A 16,429-nucleotide genomic window follows, 5' to 3' on the forward strand; every position below is an offset into this window, starting at 1 on the left:
TGCCTCAGCCCGCACTGTCGAGCTCAGGATAGTGCCTGAAAATCCCTTCCTCGTTGAAGGCGAGGCGGCGGGGGGAGGCGAGATAGCGGACGATATTCGGACGCTTAGCCACCGCATCATGCAGAGCCAGCAGGGCGGGATATTCCGCCTTGCATTTCGTCATGGCTTTCGGAAAGGCGTAGGTCAGGCCCTCGATCACCTGGAAGAGCGAGAGGTCGACATAGGTGAGCGCATCGCCGACCAGATGGTTGAGGCCTTTCGGGTTCTGCCGCAGCACGCGCTCGAAATAGCCGAGGAATTTCGGAATACGTTCGCGGATGAAGGCAGCTGAGCGGGCTTTTGCCTCTGGCTTCTGGTCCTCGTAATAGAGCGACATGTCGATCGGGTGATGCGTATCGTGCACTTCGGCGACGAAATCGGTGACGGTCAGCTGCAGGCCGTTGATGACATGGCGAAGGCCTTCATCCTCGGGCGCAAGGCCGAGCTTCGGACCGAGATAAAACAGGATGTTGGCGACATGCGGGATAGTGAGGTCGCCGTCCTTCAGGAAGGGCGGGGCGAAAGGAATGTGCGGTTCGCTTTCGCTCTCCATGATGTCGAACATGGCGCCGGTGCCGCGCCCGGGCTGGCGGGTGATGTCGACATAGTCGGCGCCGGCTTCTTCCAGCGCCAATCGCACGAATTCGCCGCGGCCTTGAATGCCGTCCCAATAATAAAGTTCGTATGCCATGAGCGCTCAATCCTTCGGTTGACGACCGAAGTCTTTTCGCAGTTCGTCCTTGGCCTTTTCAAGGGTGCCACGCCGCTTTTTCGTCAGCTGTTCGCCGGCGCGGTTGATGTAGAAGGTCAGCATCGACATGGCGGCGCGAAAGGGGCTCGACTTGCGGCGATCGCTCTCCTCGGCGGAGTGCTTGACGGAGCGGGCAATCTTCTTCGGATCGTCCGATTTGAACACGCCTTGCTTCAGGTCCATCGCATCGCTGTGTTCGGTGACATCCTGCGACCATTTCTTCTTCGATTTGGCCATGGGTGAAACTCCCTGTGCGGTTGGCGGAAAGCCTCCGGTCCTATCCCTCGTTAGTGGTGGCTGTGGTGTTCATTGCGCTTACGCGTGGCAGCGGCCTTCTTTGCGGAAGCCGAACGTTCCGCCTTCGAGCGTGCGGCCGATGCCGCGCCGCCGATGCGGCCGCCCTTTTCGGAGGATTCATGCGTGTCCTTCTTGCCGCGGCCGGAACCGGATTTGTTGCCGCCACCGCTTTCCTTGTTGACAGTCGCCCAGGCACGCCGTTCGGCTTCCTTCTCGGAGACGCCGCGATCCTCGTAGCCCTCCTCGATATGCTCGGCCTTGCGTATCTGCTTGTCGGTATAGTCGGATTTGTCACCTTTCGGCATTTTTGCCTCCTCTGGTTTTCAAAGGAATTGAACCGGTAGGGAGGCCAAAAGTTCCGGTCATACGGTTATGGTCTGCAGGCTCCGGATTCGGAACAAAAGCCGATTTTATCAGGTTTCCGATGAGAAAGCCTGATACAGGAAGGAACCGAGAACATGGAAAAACACATCGTCAAAGCCGATGGAAACGGCGCGATCGACGTGAACGGCCAGGGATCGCCGGTCACCTATACCGTCAGCCTCAAGCAAGGGAAGGGGCGTTCCTACGAGGTCGACATCCGCCTGATGGCGCCGCGTGACTGGCTGCTGCAGAGGGGCTTCGAGCGGGATGCCGTGCTGGTCATTCAGAGCGGCGCGCGCATTCTCGTCTATCACGATGGCGGCAGCCATAACGATGATAGCAGTCGTCACGACGTTGGCCGTCTCGATGCTGCCGACACGATCTCGATCGAACTGACGGCGCGCGACGACAGCTGCACCAGCGAGGTGGATCTGATGCGCAAATATCTCGAGTTCAACGGCGCCGACGCATAACGCAGAAGCTGCAGCATTCCGTGACTGGCAGAAAACAGAGATACTCTAGGCGCCAGGCCGCTGCTGGACGGCGTTCTTGACCGCCTGGCCGAGCGCAGCGCTGCTGAAAGGTTTCGACAGCACCACCGAACCGGGGAGACGGTTTGCCTCCGGCAGGCTGCTGTTGCCGGTGGCAAAGACCAGGCCGACCGACGGAAAGGCCTCGCGGGCCTTGGCGGCGAAGGCCTGACCCGACATGCCGGGCAGACCGACATCGGCAACGATGATGTCGACGATGGTGTGTCCGATGATTTCCACGCCCCGTTCGCCGCTATCAGCCTCGATGACGTCATAGCCGAGATCCTGCAGAATCTCGGCAGTATCCATGCGGATGAAGGCGTCGTCTTCCACAAGCAGCAGCTTCAGCTTTTCGCGGGCGATCTCGGGGTGTTTGGCAGGGGCCACTGCGGCATCGCTCGCCCCTTGGCGGCGTTGCGTCCGGTTGGCAAGCACGTGGCGGATCTTGCGGGCGAGTTCCTCGCGCGTATAGGGCTTGGAGAGCAGTTCGAGACCTGGGTCGAGCCTGCCGCCATGGACGATCGAATTTTCGGTATAGCCCGATGTGTAGAGCACGGCGATATCAGGCAGGCGCTCGCGCGCCATGCGCGCAAGCTCCGGGCTCCTCAACGGGCCGGGCATGACGACATCGGTAAAGAGCAGATCGATATGGGCGCCGCTTTCGATAACGGTGAGCGCGCTTTGCGCATCCTTGGACTTCAACACGTAGTAGCCGAGATCCGTCAGCATCTCGACGACAGTCGTGCGCACACCCTCGTCATCCTCAGCGACAAGGATGGTTTCCGTGCCCCCTGTTGCCGGCACGCTGTCGACATTGGTGATGCAATCCTCGCTCTGGAACGAGCGGGGCAGGTAGAGCTTGACGGTCGTGCCTTCGCTGATCTCACTGTAGATCTTCACGTGGCCGCCGGACTGCTTGACAAAGCCATAGACCATCGACAGGCCAAGACCGGTACCCTTGCCTTCCGGCTTGGTCGAGAAAAAGGGCTCGAATGCCTGTTCTATTATCTCCTGCATCATGCCGGAGCCGGTATCGGTGACTGCCAGCACGACATATTGGCCGGCGGTAACTTCAGGATGGGTACGGCTGTAGGAATCGTCGAGGAAAGCGTTGCCGACCTCGATCGTCAACTTGCCGGCGCCATCCATCGCGTCCCGGGAGTTGATCGCAAGGTTGAGCAGGGCGTTCTCGATCTGCGTCGGATCGGCAAAGCTGTTCCAGAGGCCACCGGAAACCATGGTCTCGACTTCGATCTCTTCGCCGAGCGCGCGGCGAAGCATGTCGTCCATGCCGGTGACGAGACGGCCGATATTGACGACCTTCGGTTCCAGCGGTTGGCGGCGGCCGAAGGCGAGCAACTGGCTTGCCAGCCGCGAGCCGCGTCCGACGGCAGCAAGCGCGTTGGATATGCGTTCCTTGGCCCGGCCGTTATCAGCCACGTCCTTGCCGAGAAGCTGCAGGTTGCCGGAGATCACCTGCAACAGATTATTGAAGTCATGGGCGACGCCGCCGGTAAGCTTGCCGATCGATTCCATCTTCTGCGACTGCTGGAGTGCTGCTTCGGCCTGCTGGCGCTCGGCAATCTCGGCCGCGACGCGGACCTCTAGCATTTCATTGAGTTTCCGCAGCTGATCTTCCATATCGCGGCGCTGGTCGATTTCGACTTTGGCGGCACGGAAGAGCCGGATATTGTCGATCGCGACGGCTGATTGGCCAGCAAGGCTGACGAGGCTTGCCTCCGCCGCTTGGGAAAAACGGCCGGGCTGGCCGTGGCCGAAGAACAAGCCGCCGATGACGCTGCCGTCGCGTGATTTCACCGGCACGGCAAGATAGCTCCTGACCGGCAGATGCCCCTTCGGCATGCCTGCATGCGGCGCATTCTGCCCGTAGCGCGGGTCGAGCAGGATGTCGTCGGAGCGCACGATGCCTTCGCCGTTGAAGGTCGGCGCGAAGACCTTGGTATTGCGTGGCATCGGGAATTTCTCGAAGTTCTTCCGATCGACGCCGGACAGCGCATAGAGCATGTAGCTGCCGCGCTCGCCGTCATCGACATTGTAGAAGAAGGCGCCGAATTCTGCGCCGGTCAGCGTCACGCCGGCATCGACGACAATCTGGGTGAGGCGATCGACACTGGGCTCGGCGGTGATCGCGGCACCCGCCTGGTTGACGACCGCAAGCGCTTCCGATTTGGCTCGCAGCTCTTCCAGCGCCGTCTCTTCGCCGCGCTTGGCCGTCACCTGGTCGGTGACATCAAGGGTCGCACAGAGGATGCCGGCGACCATGCCGTCATCGTCGCGCAGCGGGGTGTAGGAGAAGGTGAACCAGGTGTCCTCGGTGCGGCCGTCGCGGCGCATCGGGATGAGCAGCTCTTTGAAGAGCTGCGAACTGCCTTGGAGCGTGGTGGCGATGATCGGCGAGAACTGTTCCCAGATATCCCCCCAGACCTCGCGGAAGGGTCTTCCGAGCGCATCCGGATGCCGCTCCGGGAAAACAGGCACATAGGCGTCATTGTAGAGAAAGGCGAGATCCGGACCCCAGGCGACGAATTTGGGCTGGCGGGAATTCAATACCATTTCGGCGATATGCTTGAGAGAGGCAGGCCAGCTTTCGACCGGACCGAGGCCGACGGCGTGGAAAGCCGGATGCCGTAACAATTCGCCGATTTCGCCGCCACCTCTCGGCCAGCCGTCCCCGACGCTTCCCATTCAAAATCGCTTCCTAGTCGTCCGCCGCACCAGTGTCATTGGTCGCCTCGGGGTTCGAACCTTCCAAACCTCAACATAGAGGCTTCCGATGGGAGGGAAAGGGCGTGGTCGAAATATCCTTAACTGCCGGGTGTTGAACACTTTTAACAGTTTGCCAGGATCACCAGGAGGTTATTTTCGATAGAGTTTTTGCGATGCGGCGAAGGCGCGGCCGATGTAGACGGAGACCAACTGCACCGGCGCGCGCGGATCGCGAAAAACCAGTCCGACGAGGTTATCGACGACAAGGATGAACCCGAGCGCGAGACCGAGGTAAAGCAGCGCGGCGATGATGAGGAGCGACATCTCCATCCCTCACACGATCGCGATCGAGGCGCGGTTGCTGGCTAAAAAGAGGATTTCGGTATGACCGGCGTTCATGGCAACTTCCCCTGTTCCGCCATAAACCGTCATCGTATCTTCTTGTTCCCGGTTATCGGGCGAAGGTACGATTTTTTTTGGAAGCCTCAAAGCTTGCAGCGTCATCCGGCCTCTGTTCACCCCCGCATGGAAGCCCCACCTCTGAAATTCCATAAAGCATAACTAATTCAGAGATATGACAAAGAAGGAGCGAAGGGCGTCGCGACGACGCCCTTTTTAATCGACGTGCTCGGTATTCCGGTATTCAGGACGCCGTTTTACGGCTCGCGGTGCGCTTCGGTGCCGGTGTCACGACGCCGTTCGTCTTGCTGCCCGTGACGCTGCGTTTCGCCTTGGGCTTGACTTCCTTGCCGTCGGAAGACGCAGCAGAGCCCTCGAGCGTTTCGCGCTCGTGCCGTGCCTGTTCCCAATGGATGGAATCTCGCCCCGTCGGATAACCCTCTTCTTCCCAGAGGGCGTATGCACGTTTTTTGATCCACTCTTCCCGAGTTTCTGCCATCGCTGATCTCCAGTCACATGATGCCGTCGTTCGAACGCGATACTGCTTTGATGGTTCCAGAGGAGTGGGGCTCTTTCAAGCGAAATCGCGCCGCAACCGGAAATATTTCGCATCGCAGCATATTAGGGTTGAGAATCGGCACTCATGAAGGCCGAAATGCCGCCGCCTTGTGCAGATCTGATACGAACTCCCGGCGCTGCCGTTGCTGCTCTTCTTTGTCTCGGATGCGCAAGAGATAGGAGGGGTGGATGGTGACCAGGATAGGCGGACGGTTTGCCGGATACAGAATATGGCCGCGCTCTGGCATCAGCTTCGCCTTCGGCCCGAGCAACGCATAAAGCGCGCTTGCGCCGAGCGTCACGACGAGTTTCGGCTGCAGGATGTTGAGCTCGGCGCCGAGCCACCAGGCGCAACGCCTGATCTCGCCGGCATTCGGTTTTGAATGCAGCCGCCGTTTGCCGCGCGACGTGAACTTGAAGTGCTTGACGGCATTGGTGACAAAGCAGCGCTGACGGTCGAGGCCGGCCTCATCGAGGCAGTGATCGAGCAGCCGGCCGGCGGGGCCGACAAAGGGCCTGCCGGTCAGATCCTCCTGGTCGCCCGGCTGCTCGCCGATAAGCACGATCTCGGCTTTGACAGAACCTTCGCCGAAGACGATTTGCGTGGCATTTCTGTAGAGGTCACAACGGGTACAGCCTTCGGCCTGATGCCGGAGTTCGGGAATGCTGTCGGCATCGGCGACTTCGAGCGCCAGGGCAGGGCCGACATTTGCAGCTATGTTCATGATGGTGATCCTCAGTCTTCTTGGGGTCAATCGATCTGTGCCGGCATTGTTCCCGTCGGGAATGGGCAGCGCGCTTTTGAAATCTGCGGGCCCATTCCGGAACCTTTCGCGATCGGTCCCCGAGCCGGCAAAATGGTCACGGTGAAAAATTTCGCGTCATGGGAGAGCGGTGGCGCGATTGAACGCCGCCGTTTCGGGGCTATATTCGCCAGCGATGTTCTATCTCCTGTCGACCTACTGGCCGCATATCCTCTTTGTCGTTTCGATCGCCATGGGGGCCGCGGCGGCGATCCATGCCGCCATGACCAAGGAAGAGGTGCGTGCCGCGACCGGCTGGGTCGGCGTCATCATGCTCTCCCCGATCATTGGCGCGCTGCTCTATGCGATTGCCGGCATCAACCGCATCCGACGCAAATCGCTGAGTGTCCGCCGCGACGCGCTGCTGCTGGCGGCCGAATTCGACGAGTTGGAGACATTCGATGCCGAGGCCGAGACGGTGATCAGCCAGTTCGGCCGCCGCTTTGCGGCGCTGCAGACGTTGGGCGACCGGGTGACGCGCAATCCGATGACGACAGGCAATACAATCGACATGCTGGAGACCGGCGACGAGGCCTATGCGGCGATGAAATCGATCATCGACGCGGCGACGCGCAGTATCCTGCTCGAAACCTATATTTTCGACCGCGATGCGGTTGGCCTTCGCATTGCCGATGCGCTGATTGCGGCGGTCAGGCGTGGTGTGGAGGTCCGGGTGCTGATCGACGCGGTCGGGGCACGTTATTCGGTGCCGAGCATTCTCGGCCATTTCAGGGAGAACGGCGTCACGGTCGCCGTCTTCAACGGCAATGTCATCATGGGCTTGCGGCTGCCCTATGCCAATCTGCGCACCCACCGCAAGATCCTGATTGTCGACGGGAAAATTGCGCTGACGGGCGGGATGAACATCAGGGCGGGCTTCAGCGAGGAGGCGACAGGCGAGAGCTTTGCCCACGACACGCATTTCAGCGTCACCGGCCCTGTCGTTGCCGACCTCTTCGACCTCGCCGCCGAAGACTGGCGCTTTTCGACGCAGGAGTTGTTGAACGACGAGCCCTGGCGCATCGAACCGCCAGAGCGCAGCCCCGGTGATCCCATCCTGATGCGTGTTGTCGCCTCCGGCCCGGACCGCAGCGTCGAGACCAACCATAAGATGCTGATGGGCGCCTTTTCCGTGGCGCGCCAATCGATCCGCATCATGTCGCCCTATTTCCTGCCGGACCGCGAACTCATCAGCGCCCTGGTGACGGCAGCGCGGCGCGGCGTCGAAGTCGATATCGTCGTGCCTGCGGTCAACAACCTCGTGTTGGTCGACCGGGCGATGACGGCGCAATTCGATCAGATCCTCAAGAATTACTGCCGCATCTGGCGCTCCACCGGCAGTTTCAGCCATTCGAAGCTGCTGACGATCGACGGCACCTGGGCCTATGTCGGCTCTTCCAATCTCGACCCGCGTTCGCTGCGGCTGAATTTCGAGGTTGATCTCGAAGTGCTGAACGAGGGCTTTGCCGCCGAGATCGACGAGCATATCGAGGAAACCCTGAAAACGGCAGTGCCGGTGACGCTTGAGGGGCTGCAGGCGCGACCCTTCGCAGTGCGGTTGATCGAAAAGGTGCTATGGCTTGGGTCGCCTTATCTCTGAAGGATTTTTTGTGATCGGACGTGGCAAGTCCGGCTTGCCTGCCTATACTGCTGAGACAAGCCTCTTCGATCAACGGAACAAGTGCGCCTGCCGATGCACGCCAGAAAAGACAGCCTTCCCGCCAGCATTCTTGCCTCGATCCGGAGCAGGAAAAAACGGCTCGATGCAGCCTATACAGAGGCAAGGCCGCGCAGTGCGGGAACGCTGATCGCCTCCTACAACGTGCACAAGTGCATCGGCACCGACCGCCGCTTCGATCCGGAACGCACCAGCCGGGTGATCCATGAAATCGGCGCCGACGTGATCGCGCTGCAGGAGGCCGACACCCGCTTCGGCGAACGCACCGGCATTCTCGATCTCGGCCGGCTGGAGCGGGAGACGGGACTGATCCCGGTGCCGATTGCCGGCATGGCGAAGGCGCATGGCTGGCACGGCAATGTCGTGCTCTTCAAGAAGGGGCTGGTGCATGACGTGCATCAGGTCAAGCTGCCGGGGCTGGAGCCGCGCGGGGCGCTGGTTGCCGAAATCGAGCTCGAGCAGGGCGGGGTGCTGCGCATCATCGCCGCGCATTTCGGATTGCTGCGCCATAGCAGAGCCCAGCAGGCGCGCACGCTCGTCGAACTGATCAACGACAGGCTCGAGATGCCGACCATCCTGCTTGGCGACCTCAACGAATGGCGGCTCGGCGACCGGTCTTCGCTCAACACGTTCCAATCCGCCTTCGGACCGCTGCCGCCCGCTGTCCCGAGTTTCCCCGCCGGCCTGCCGCTTCTGGCCCTCGACCGGATCATCGCCAACCGCAAGGGGATCATTTCGGAGGTGGAAGCGCATGACACGCCACTGGCGCGCATCGCCTCCGACCACCTGCCGATCAAGGCGCTTGTCGATCTGGAACCGGTGCCTGGCTGATGTCATGGCGACAGTGGGTGCCGTCGCCTTTGTCACTTCGCCCGGCGCTTTCACTCAGGCATGGCTGAAACGTTACCAGCCGGATGACGTTCAATATGATCTCGAATATCCGCTTGCGCATTGATATCTCTCCTTCGCGATCATATGCCGCCTCTTGCCTGGCGCCTTCAAACGAGTTTATCGTCGGCCTCGAATGACTTGAGGTTATGGATGAAACGCGGGCGCCTGCCACTGACGGCTTTGCGGAGTTTCGAGGTCGCCGGCCGCCTCGAAAGCTTCACGCTGGCGGCGCAGGAGCTGTTCATCTCGCAGGCAGCGGTCAGCCGGCAGATCCGCGAGCTGGAGACGTCGCTGGGCGAAGCGCTCTTCGAGCGCCGCCATCGCAGCGTCCGTCTCACCGCTTCCGGGGCCAGGCTGCAGGCGATCCTGACATTATCCTTCGACCAGATCGATGAATGCCTGGAGGAGATCCGCGGCCGGTCGACGGCTGCCGCGGTCACAATCAGTGCGGAACCTTCCTTCGCGGCATGTTGGCTCGTTCCCCGCCTGCCGGAGTTTCGCGAGCGGCATCCCGAGATCGAGGTGACGATCGACTCCGATCCACGCCTCGCCGAGTTCCGCAGTGGTCAGGCCGAAATCGCCATCCGCCACAGCGCGGTCGCCACCGCCTGGCCGAGGACCGAGAGCGAGAATCTCGCCGATGTCAGGATGATAGCGGTCGCAGCGCCTGCCTTGCTCAAGATGGGGCCGGCGATCAAGCGGCCGGAGGACATTCTGCGCCATACGCTGCTGCACGAGGAAAACCGGGACGTGTGGTCGAGATGGTTCGAGACGGCTGATGTCGCCAAGCCGGAGACAGCGCGGGGACCGATCTATGCCGATGGCGGCCTGGTGATGCAGGCGGTCCTGCGCGGGCAGGGCGTCGCGCTGATGGACGAGATCTTCGCCGAGGAGGAGATCAAGGCAGGCCGGCTGCTTCGCCTCTTCGATCTTGCCATTCCTCACGGCGCCTACTGGCTCGTTGCGCGCAGTTTCGAACGGCTCAGCCCATCTGCCTCGCTCTTCGTCCGCTGGATCGGGTCCCGGATCGGGGGATTCTGAAGGGGGTGGGCGAGGGCGATCTATTGTCTGTGCCGCTCGACTTCGGTGAGCACCGTGATGAAGGCCCGCAAACCTTGCGGCACGTGACGGTGGCCGGGATAATAGAGACAGAGACCCGGAATGGCGGGACACCAGTCGTCAAGCACGGTGACGAGCGCGCCGCTTTCGAGAAAAGGCCGGGCGGTGCGATCCGAGACATAGGCGATGCCGAGCCCTTTGCCACTCCGCGTGCTTCAAAACAAACGCAATCTACGCTTCCAAAACCTCGGGGCTTCATAGAGCGGAAAATTCCAGTTCAAAATCGCCTAAGTTAAGGTGGGCACGTCACCTTCTTTTCGAAAAGGTCACTGGCTTTTTTAAGCGCTTCTCCCGCGCCTTCCTTGATCGCGTTCGCGTCGTCAACGTCGGCCTTGCCGTTCTACGCGTCCTGGACACAGCCGAGCGCCCGCGACAGAAGACTAAAGGTCGGCACGCCGACCGAGCCATCCCGATCTCTTCACCAAGCCCGATGATCCAAAATTTGTTGGCCCGGTGGGAAAGGCAGAGTGTTTTTTCCTTGAGGGTTTCGGGTGCTACCGCCAGTAACTCGGACGCGATGACGGTCATCAATTCCGATTTCGCCTCGTCGAAGCCCTGATAAAGCCGTGCGTCAAATTCGTGGTTAGCGCAGCTGTGCATAATCACGATTAGGATCCGTGGGTGATTATGGTCACCGGTGACGGGCTCGAGGAATACTCAGCTCGGGTCAATCGAGCTGCGCATAATCCGTCCAGCTTTGCTGGCCGAATTGCCTTCGGCAGATTGCTCGAAACGAGCATTAATACCGCTTTTTGGCGAGCGCCAAAGTCAAGCACACTAACTGCGGGCTTGACGTTTAATTAAACAGAAATCCCTAAAATTCATACAATGCTTACCAAGAGCCAAGTTTGTGACCTGGCCTGACATCGTTCCAAGGAGTGAATACATGCGCAGGCCTACCGTCCGAACCTCCCTGATCGTCATCAATCTGACATTTGCGTCCATTTTTCTCGGCTTCGCATTGTTCTCGCTGAGTAGCGTGCGAGCGGTAAACGAGGACACTACCGCCATCGCCAGGAATTGGCTGCCAAGCGTTTCCGTTGTCAGGAATATTCAACTCCAACTTCAGAAGATGAAGTTCGCATATGCCAATCACATCATGTCCATCAGTGACGAAGCGATCGCGGCCGCTGAAAAACAGGTTACCGTACAGAGGGAGGAACTGGCAAAATCGATCGAAGCCTATAACGCGTTGATATCATCGCCCCACGAGAAAGAATTACTGGAACAGATCGCCAAAGGCGCAACCGACTACGCGGCTGCAGCCGAGCCGATGCTCGAGAAATCTCGTAAGAACGACAACGATGCGGCGAAGGTCATTTTCTACAATGGTATGGAGCCCATCATCCAAGAAGCAGACAAAGACGCTAGCGAGCTGCTTTACATCAACGTGAAGGGTTCGGATGCCTCATACGAGAGCAGCGAGCTAACCTATGGTACGATCCTCTGGAGCACCTGGGGTCTTATTGCCTCAGTCTTGGCGATCGTCGCTGGCGCGATTGTCTACGTTGCCGCACAGATCGCCCGTCCAATCAACGCGATTACGGGTTCGATGACCGGGCTTGCTGCAGGAGACACAGCGGCAATCATACCCTATGTCAGCCGAACGGACGAAATCGGATCGATGGCCGGAGCGGTCGAAGTTTTCAGGCAGACGGCATTGGCTAAGATCAAAGCGGATCAGGAAATCGAGGTAAGTCGCGCGCTTTCAGAAGGTGAACGCCAGAGACGTGAGGAAATTGACCGTGCGCGAGCGGCGGCGATGGCCAAGGCTACGAGCGGATTGGCCGGTAATCTAAAGAAGCTGGCTGATGGCGATCTCACAATCCAGATCAGCGAGCCGTTCGATGCTGATTTCGAGGCGCTAAGAAGTGACTTCAACGGTGCCGTGGCCCAGCTCTGTCGCACACTGGCCAAAGTGGCCGGCTCGACAGTGGGTATCGACAGCGGATCGAACGAGATCGCCAACAGTGCGAATGATCTCGCAAGACGCACGGAGCAGCAGGCGGCGGCTTTGGAACAAACGGCGGCCGCGCTGGATGAAATCACAGCAAATGTCGCCTCATCCTCCAGACGCGCCGAAGAAGCCCGGAAGGTTGCCGCTGAGGCCAACGCCAGCGCAGCGACGTCCGGTCAGATTGTCACCCAAGCAGTCGAAGCGATGAGCCGCATCGAGCAATCTTCCAACGAGATATCGACCATTATCGGTGTCATTGACGAAATCGCCTTTCAGACGAACCTCCTTGCGTTGAACGCAGGTGTTGAAGCTGCACGCGCGGGCGAGGCTGGCAAGGGTTTCGCAGTCGTTGCCCAGGAGGTACGCGAGCTGGCGCAACGCTCAGCAAAGGCGGCGAAGGAAATCAAAGCGCTCATTCAAACATCGAGCGGGGAGGTGGCGTCAGGTGTCGAGTTGGTCTCGAAAACCGGCGCTGCCTTGAAGCAGATCGGTGAACTCGTGGTTACAATGAACCAACACGTCGAAGCGATCGCAGTATCGTCGCGCGAGCAGTCGACGGGTCTCGCGGAGATAAACACGGCGATTAACAGCCTCGATCAGACGACCCAACAGAATGCCGCAATGGTCGAGGAGGCGAGTGCCGCCTCCACGTCGCTAGCGAACGAGACCGTCACGCTACGCGAGCTGATTGGTCAATTCAAAGTGGATGACGCAACGGGACACCAAACCTATGCTTTCCGCAAGACTGCGTAGTTCACCGTCATCGATCGGACTGAAGTTCACTCGATGATTATAACACCGTGAACGCACCGTTGCGTCCGTCAGATCTGGGTTCTGATGCCGATTCTCGGTCAACTGGCGTACAAATGGGCGATTGATGGGTAGCGCTTCCCGCGTGATGTCCAGCCAAGCCGCTTGAGAAGCCCGGCGCGGAAGCGGATTTGAGGCAGAAATCCGCTTATCTATCGTCCGGACTCTCTGGATCATCGTCGACAGCGGGACCGTTGTGACCTTGAAGCCGTCGTGGGAAAGCAACAGGGATCGTCCTTGATCGCGTTCCGGGGCGATCAGGCGTAGCTTCCTGGGGCATGGGGCCGGCCGTTGCGATTGATCGTTATCCGAAGGTAGCACGGCGAAGGTGCCCTTGACGCGAGACCGCACGTCGAGCGCTAACCTATTGTCCGCCCAGTTTTCCAACTGTCCCCAGACGGGCAGGCCACGCGCCGGAAAGTTCTCGCCCCAATGCGAGTACGAACGCCAGCAGGGCGAGCGGGCCTCAGCACGACTTCGGAAGTTGGTCGCCCGCGGCAGTGGCCGGCTGACGAAGGTCGCGCGCGCGTGTAGGCACTGAGGGTGCCGCAAATTTGAACAGTTGGCCGCCGGTGTGCAGGTCGTGGGTAGGGCCAGGCTTTCGCTGGTTCCAGCCCTGATTTCCGTAGACGTAGAAATAGCCCGATCGTCCCACCTGCACTCTCAGAACATAAGCGGCGTCGGTTTAACGGCGCTGCGTAGCGTAGCACCTTTAGCCGAGCTGTTTCTTGCGCAGAGCGCGAAAGTGTTTCCCTTTGTGAGGTCTTTTTCCCGAAGTTCAAGAAGTTAAGTTTCGACCCACGGCGGAGGAAACAGCCGTTGGGAGGATTTCATGAGCTTCAATTTGTTTTGCCGTGTCGGCCTTGTTGAGCCTGCCTAAGCAGGACGTCGAGCCCCTGAGTCGGGAGACGCGGTTTCCCGACCTCAACCGAGCCGGTCCTCCGGCAGTCCGAAACTCAGAAATCAAAGAAGTAGATCGATGATCAAGCATATCGTCATGTGGGACGTCCGTGGGGAAAGCGACGAGGAAAAGCAGGCCGCCGCCTTCGACCTCAAGGCAAAGTTCGAGAGCCTCCGCGGGGAAATTCCCGGACTGTTGTTCCTTGAGGTCGGCATCGACTTCTCTCGGGTCGATTACGCCTGCGATGTCGTGCTCTATTCCGAGTTCACGGACGAAGCGTCCCTTGAGGGCTACGCCACTCATCCCGCGCACTTGCGGGTCAGGGATTCCCTGAAGGACGTCCGGATCGCCCGACACCAAGTCGACTATTCCCCGATTAAGAGCGCCAGCGCGCATGCAAGCGCCGACTGAGGCGTGACGGAGGAGGAACCTATGACCACGACGATCACGCAGTCCCAAGACCTCATGTCGTCGCCCGTCCTGAACGTCCGAGGACTCCGCAAGACCTACCGCGGCGTCGTCGCTCTGAAGGGTGTCGACTTCGACCTGATGCCGGGCGAAATCCACGGGCTGTGCGGGGAAAACGGAGCCGGCAAATCGACTTTGGTCAAGATCCTCGGTGGTCTTGTCGCCCCGACGGAGGGAGAAATCACAGTCGACGGCGCCGCATTCAAGGGCCGAACCGACCCTCGGCTGATCTCGATCGTCCATCAAGAGCTATCGATCATTCCGGACCTCTCGGTGCTCGACAACGTTCTCCTCGGCGACCAATCTATCGGCGAGTTCCTTTTCCGGGGCCGTTACCGCGCTGCCATTCGTCGTCAGCTTGACGACATCGGGCTCTCCCACGTCGATCTCGATCAGCCAGCTCGCGAGCTTGGTCTCGCTGAGCAACAGCTGATCGAGATCGCACGGGGGGGCAGTATGCGAGCGTGCTCCAGTCGCCGATCGACGATGGCGCCTACGCTGCCCAGGCCGTCGCTGACGTCCTCGACGGCAAGACGGTGGAGAAGACCCGCTTCCTGCCGCATGAGATCATTACGAAGGACAACGTGAAGGATTGCTACCCGGCCAACGGGAAGTGATCGACGCAGACTCGGTGGCGGCGTCCGAGCCGCTATCACTCCCTCCGAGCTGACCTTTGAGGGAGAGCGATGACGATGAAAGGAAAAGTCCATGCTTTTTGCGGTTCATTGCCTTGACCATGCGGATGGCCTGCCACGCCGCCTGGCGAACTACGACGCCCACAAGGCGTATCTCTTCGCGGGCGCGGTGAAGACCATAATCTCAGGACCGCTTGTCGCCGATGACGGCGAGACCATGATCGGCTCGCTCTTCGTCTTCGAGGCCGACAAGATCGACGACGTGATCGCGTTCAACAACGACGACCCGTTCGCCCACGCCAATGTCTGGCGGCAAGTGGACATCAACCCGTTCTTGAAGCGCGTCGACAATCGCTAGGAACGCAGGAAGTCCGGTCCGATCGAGGCCGGAATTCGAGGAGCCGACATGCAGTCTTTCGTCTATAACGGCCAGTCGGCCAGAGTGATTTTCGGGTCAGGAACGTTGGCCCAGCTTCCCGCGGAAGTCGATCGTCTCGGGCTGAAGCGGGTCTTGGTACTGGCGACGCCGCCGCAGGCCGAGGATGCGGAGAATCTTTCCGCGCTTCTTGGCGCGCGTTCGGTCGGTGTCTATTCCCGAGCGACCATGCACACACCCGTCGACGTAACCGAGGACGCGATGAGGGTCGTGGCCGACAAGAACGTCGACGGCCTGATCGCAGTCGGTGGCGGATCGACCACAGGGTTGGCCAAGGCGATCGCGCTGCGGACCGATCTGCCTCAGATCGTCGCCCCGACCACTTATGCCGGATCGGAAATGACCCCGATCCTTGGCGAGACCAAGGACGGGCAGAAGGTCACGCAGAGCAGCCCGAAGATTCTTCCGGAGGTCGTCATCTACGATGTGGACCTCACCCTCACCCTTCCCGTCGGCATGTCGGGCACCAGCGGCATGAACGCCATCGCCCATGCGGTCGAGGCGCTCTACGCGAAGGAGCGGAATCCGGTGGTGTCACTGATGGCGCTGGAGGCGATCCGGGCCTTGGCACGGTCGCTGCCGCTTATCCACGACGATCCAGCCGATCGCGACGCGCGGGCCGACGCGCTCTATGGCGCGTGGCTCTCCGGCATCTGTTTGGGTTCGGTCGGCATGGCTCTCCATCATAAGCTCTGCCACACGCTGGGCGGCTCGTTCGATTTGCCACATGCGGAGACCCACACCGTCGTCCTGCCGCACGCGCTCGCCTACACCGCGCCCGCTATCCCCGAGGTGATCGAAAAACTCCGGGACGTACTTGGCCACCACGACCCCGCTGCGGCGCTTTTCGAACTCGCGGGACGGATCGGCGCGCCGAGGTCTCTGAGAGAGATCGGCATGCCAGAACACGGTGTCGAGGTGGCGACCGAGCGCGCACTGGCCAACCCGTACTGGAACCCCCAACCATTGGAGCGCGACGGCATCCGCGCGCTCATCGCCCGCGCCTATGCGGGCGAGGCTCCGGCCATTTGATAGCGAGCAATTCGGGCCGAGGAGGATAGAAAATT

17 protein-coding genes and 1 pseudogene are annotated in these 16,429 nt (G+C 60.3%); 9 read left to right on the forward strand and 9 right to left on the reverse strand.

Translation table 11 applies throughout. The annotated features are described in order from the left end of the window. Positions 1–4 precede the first annotated feature (4 nt). Genes J3P73_RS29725 through J3P73_RS29735 form a run of 3 tightly spaced genes read right to left on the reverse strand, consistent with a single transcriptional unit; the run spans position 5 to position 1,392 of the window. The gene (locus J3P73_RS29725) at positions 5–730 is read right to left on the reverse strand and encodes a glutathione S-transferase (protein WP_075225848.1); all 726 of its coding nucleotides are present in this window, start codon (positions 728–730) and stop codon (positions 5–7) included. A 6-nt stretch (positions 731–736) separates the two neighbouring features. After that, the gene (locus J3P73_RS29730; RefSeq protein ID WP_018071062.1) at positions 737–1,027 is read right to left on the reverse strand and encodes a DUF3175 domain-containing protein; all 291 of its coding nucleotides are present in this window, start codon (positions 1,025–1,027) and stop codon (positions 737–739) included. A gap of 50 nt (positions 1,028–1,077) precedes the next feature. After that, positions 1,078–1,392, reverse strand: coding sequence for a plasmid stabilization protein (locus tag J3P73_RS29735; RefSeq protein ID WP_130688809.1), 315 nt, complete (start codon positions 1,390–1,392; stop codon positions 1,078–1,080). A gap of 153 nt (positions 1,393–1,545) precedes the next feature. On the opposite strand from J3P73_RS29735, the gene J3P73_RS29740 reads away from it, so the two are divergent. Continuing rightward, entirely contained in the window at positions 1,546–1,923 is a 378-nt protein-coding gene (locus J3P73_RS29740; RefSeq protein ID WP_075225850.1) for a hypothetical protein, read from the forward strand. A gap of 45 nt (positions 1,924–1,968) precedes the next feature. Here J3P73_RS29740 and J3P73_RS29745 read toward each other — a convergent pair whose 3' ends face one another. The 5 genes from J3P73_RS29745 to J3P73_RS29765 all read right to left on the reverse strand — a co-directional run bounded on the left by J3P73_RS29745 (position 1,969) and on the right by J3P73_RS29765 (position 6,389). Beyond that, complete coding sequence (locus J3P73_RS29745) at positions 1,969–4,686, reverse strand: hybrid sensor histidine kinase/response regulator (protein WP_130688810.1); 2,718 nt, start codon at positions 4,684–4,686, stop codon at positions 1,969–1,971. Between the two features lie 171 nt (positions 4,687–4,857). Next, positions 4,858–5,031, reverse strand: coding sequence for a hypothetical protein (locus tag J3P73_RS29750; protein ID WP_018071066.1), 174 nt, complete (start codon positions 5,029–5,031; stop codon positions 4,858–4,860). 9 nt (positions 5,032–5,040) lie between these two features. Beyond that, positions 5,041–5,211 carry a hypothetical protein gene (locus tag J3P73_RS29755; protein WP_018071067.1) on the reverse strand — a complete coding sequence of 57 codons (171 nt, stop codon included), beginning with the start codon at positions 5,209–5,211 and terminating at the stop codon, positions 5,041–5,043. A 139-nt stretch (positions 5,212–5,350) separates the two neighbouring features. Next, entirely contained in the window at positions 5,351–5,605 is a 255-nt protein-coding gene (locus J3P73_RS29760; RefSeq protein ID WP_024319964.1) for a DUF2934 domain-containing protein, read from the reverse strand. A gap of 142 nt (positions 5,606–5,747) precedes the next feature. Then, entirely contained in the window at positions 5,748–6,389 is a 642-nt protein-coding gene (locus J3P73_RS29765; protein WP_130699131.1) for a UdgX family uracil-DNA binding protein, read from the reverse strand. 214 nt (positions 6,390–6,603) lie between these two features. Here J3P73_RS29765 and J3P73_RS29770 point away from each other — a divergent pair, with 214 nt between their 5' ends. From J3P73_RS29770 to J3P73_RS29780, 3 genes are all read left to right on the forward strand, one after another. Next, entirely contained in the window at positions 6,604–8,067 is a 1,464-nt protein-coding gene (locus J3P73_RS29770) for a phospholipase D-like domain-containing protein (protein WP_024319966.1), read from the forward strand. Between the two features lie 93 nt (positions 8,068–8,160). Continuing rightward, on the forward strand, positions 8,161–8,976 hold the full coding sequence (locus J3P73_RS29775) for an endonuclease/exonuclease/phosphatase family protein (RefSeq protein ID WP_130683164.1): 816 nt from the start codon (positions 8,161–8,163) through the stop codon (positions 8,974–8,976). A gap of 210 nt (positions 8,977–9,186) precedes the next feature. Continuing rightward, entirely contained in the window at positions 9,187–10,077 is an 891-nt protein-coding gene (locus tag J3P73_RS29780; RefSeq protein ID WP_075225853.1) for a LysR substrate-binding domain-containing protein, read from the forward strand. A gap of 20 nt (positions 10,078–10,097) precedes the next feature. Here J3P73_RS29780 and J3P73_RS29785 read toward each other — a convergent pair. Beyond that, positions 10,098–10,301: pseudogene (locus J3P73_RS29785) on the reverse strand (LysR substrate-binding domain-containing protein); the annotation flags it as partial. Positions 10,302–11,041: 740 nt separating this feature from the next. Here J3P73_RS29785 and J3P73_RS38095 point away from each other — a divergent pair. The 5 genes from J3P73_RS38095 (at position 11,042) to J3P73_RS29810 (ending at position 16,394) form a co-directional block, all read left to right on the forward strand. Beyond that, a complete protein-coding gene (locus J3P73_RS38095; RefSeq protein WP_130688812.1) occupies positions 11,042–12,865 on the forward strand; it encodes a HAMP domain-containing methyl-accepting chemotaxis protein in 1,824 nt (607 codons plus the stop codon). A gap of 1,036 nt (positions 12,866–13,901) precedes the next feature. Then, a complete protein-coding gene (locus tag J3P73_RS29795; RefSeq protein ID WP_130688813.1) occupies positions 13,902–14,234 on the forward strand; it encodes a Dabb family protein in 333 nt (110 codons plus the stop codon). A gap of 21 nt (positions 14,235–14,255) precedes the next feature. After that, positions 14,256–14,879 (forward strand): ATP-binding cassette domain-containing protein, encoded by a 624-nt coding sequence (locus J3P73_RS29800; protein WP_130699130.1) that lies wholly within the window; start codon positions 14,256–14,258, stop codon positions 14,877–14,879. A gap of 120 nt (positions 14,880–14,999) precedes the next feature. Beyond that, positions 15,000–15,284: a YciI family protein gene (locus tag J3P73_RS29805; protein ID WP_075225858.1), complete on the forward strand. Its 285-nt coding sequence runs from the start codon at positions 15,000–15,002 to the stop codon at positions 15,282–15,284. Between the two features lie 48 nt (positions 15,285–15,332). Continuing rightward, positions 15,333–16,394 carry a maleylacetate reductase gene (locus J3P73_RS29810; protein WP_207580037.1) on the forward strand — a complete coding sequence of 354 codons (1,062 nt, stop codon included), beginning with the start codon at positions 15,333–15,335 and terminating at the stop codon, positions 16,392–16,394. Positions 16,395–16,429 lie beyond the last annotated feature (35 nt).

It is taken from the genome of Rhizobium ruizarguesonis (assembly GCF_017357285.1).
Taxonomy (GTDB): Bacteria; Pseudomonadota; Alphaproteobacteria; order Rhizobiales; family Rhizobiaceae; genus Rhizobium; species Rhizobium ruizarguesonis.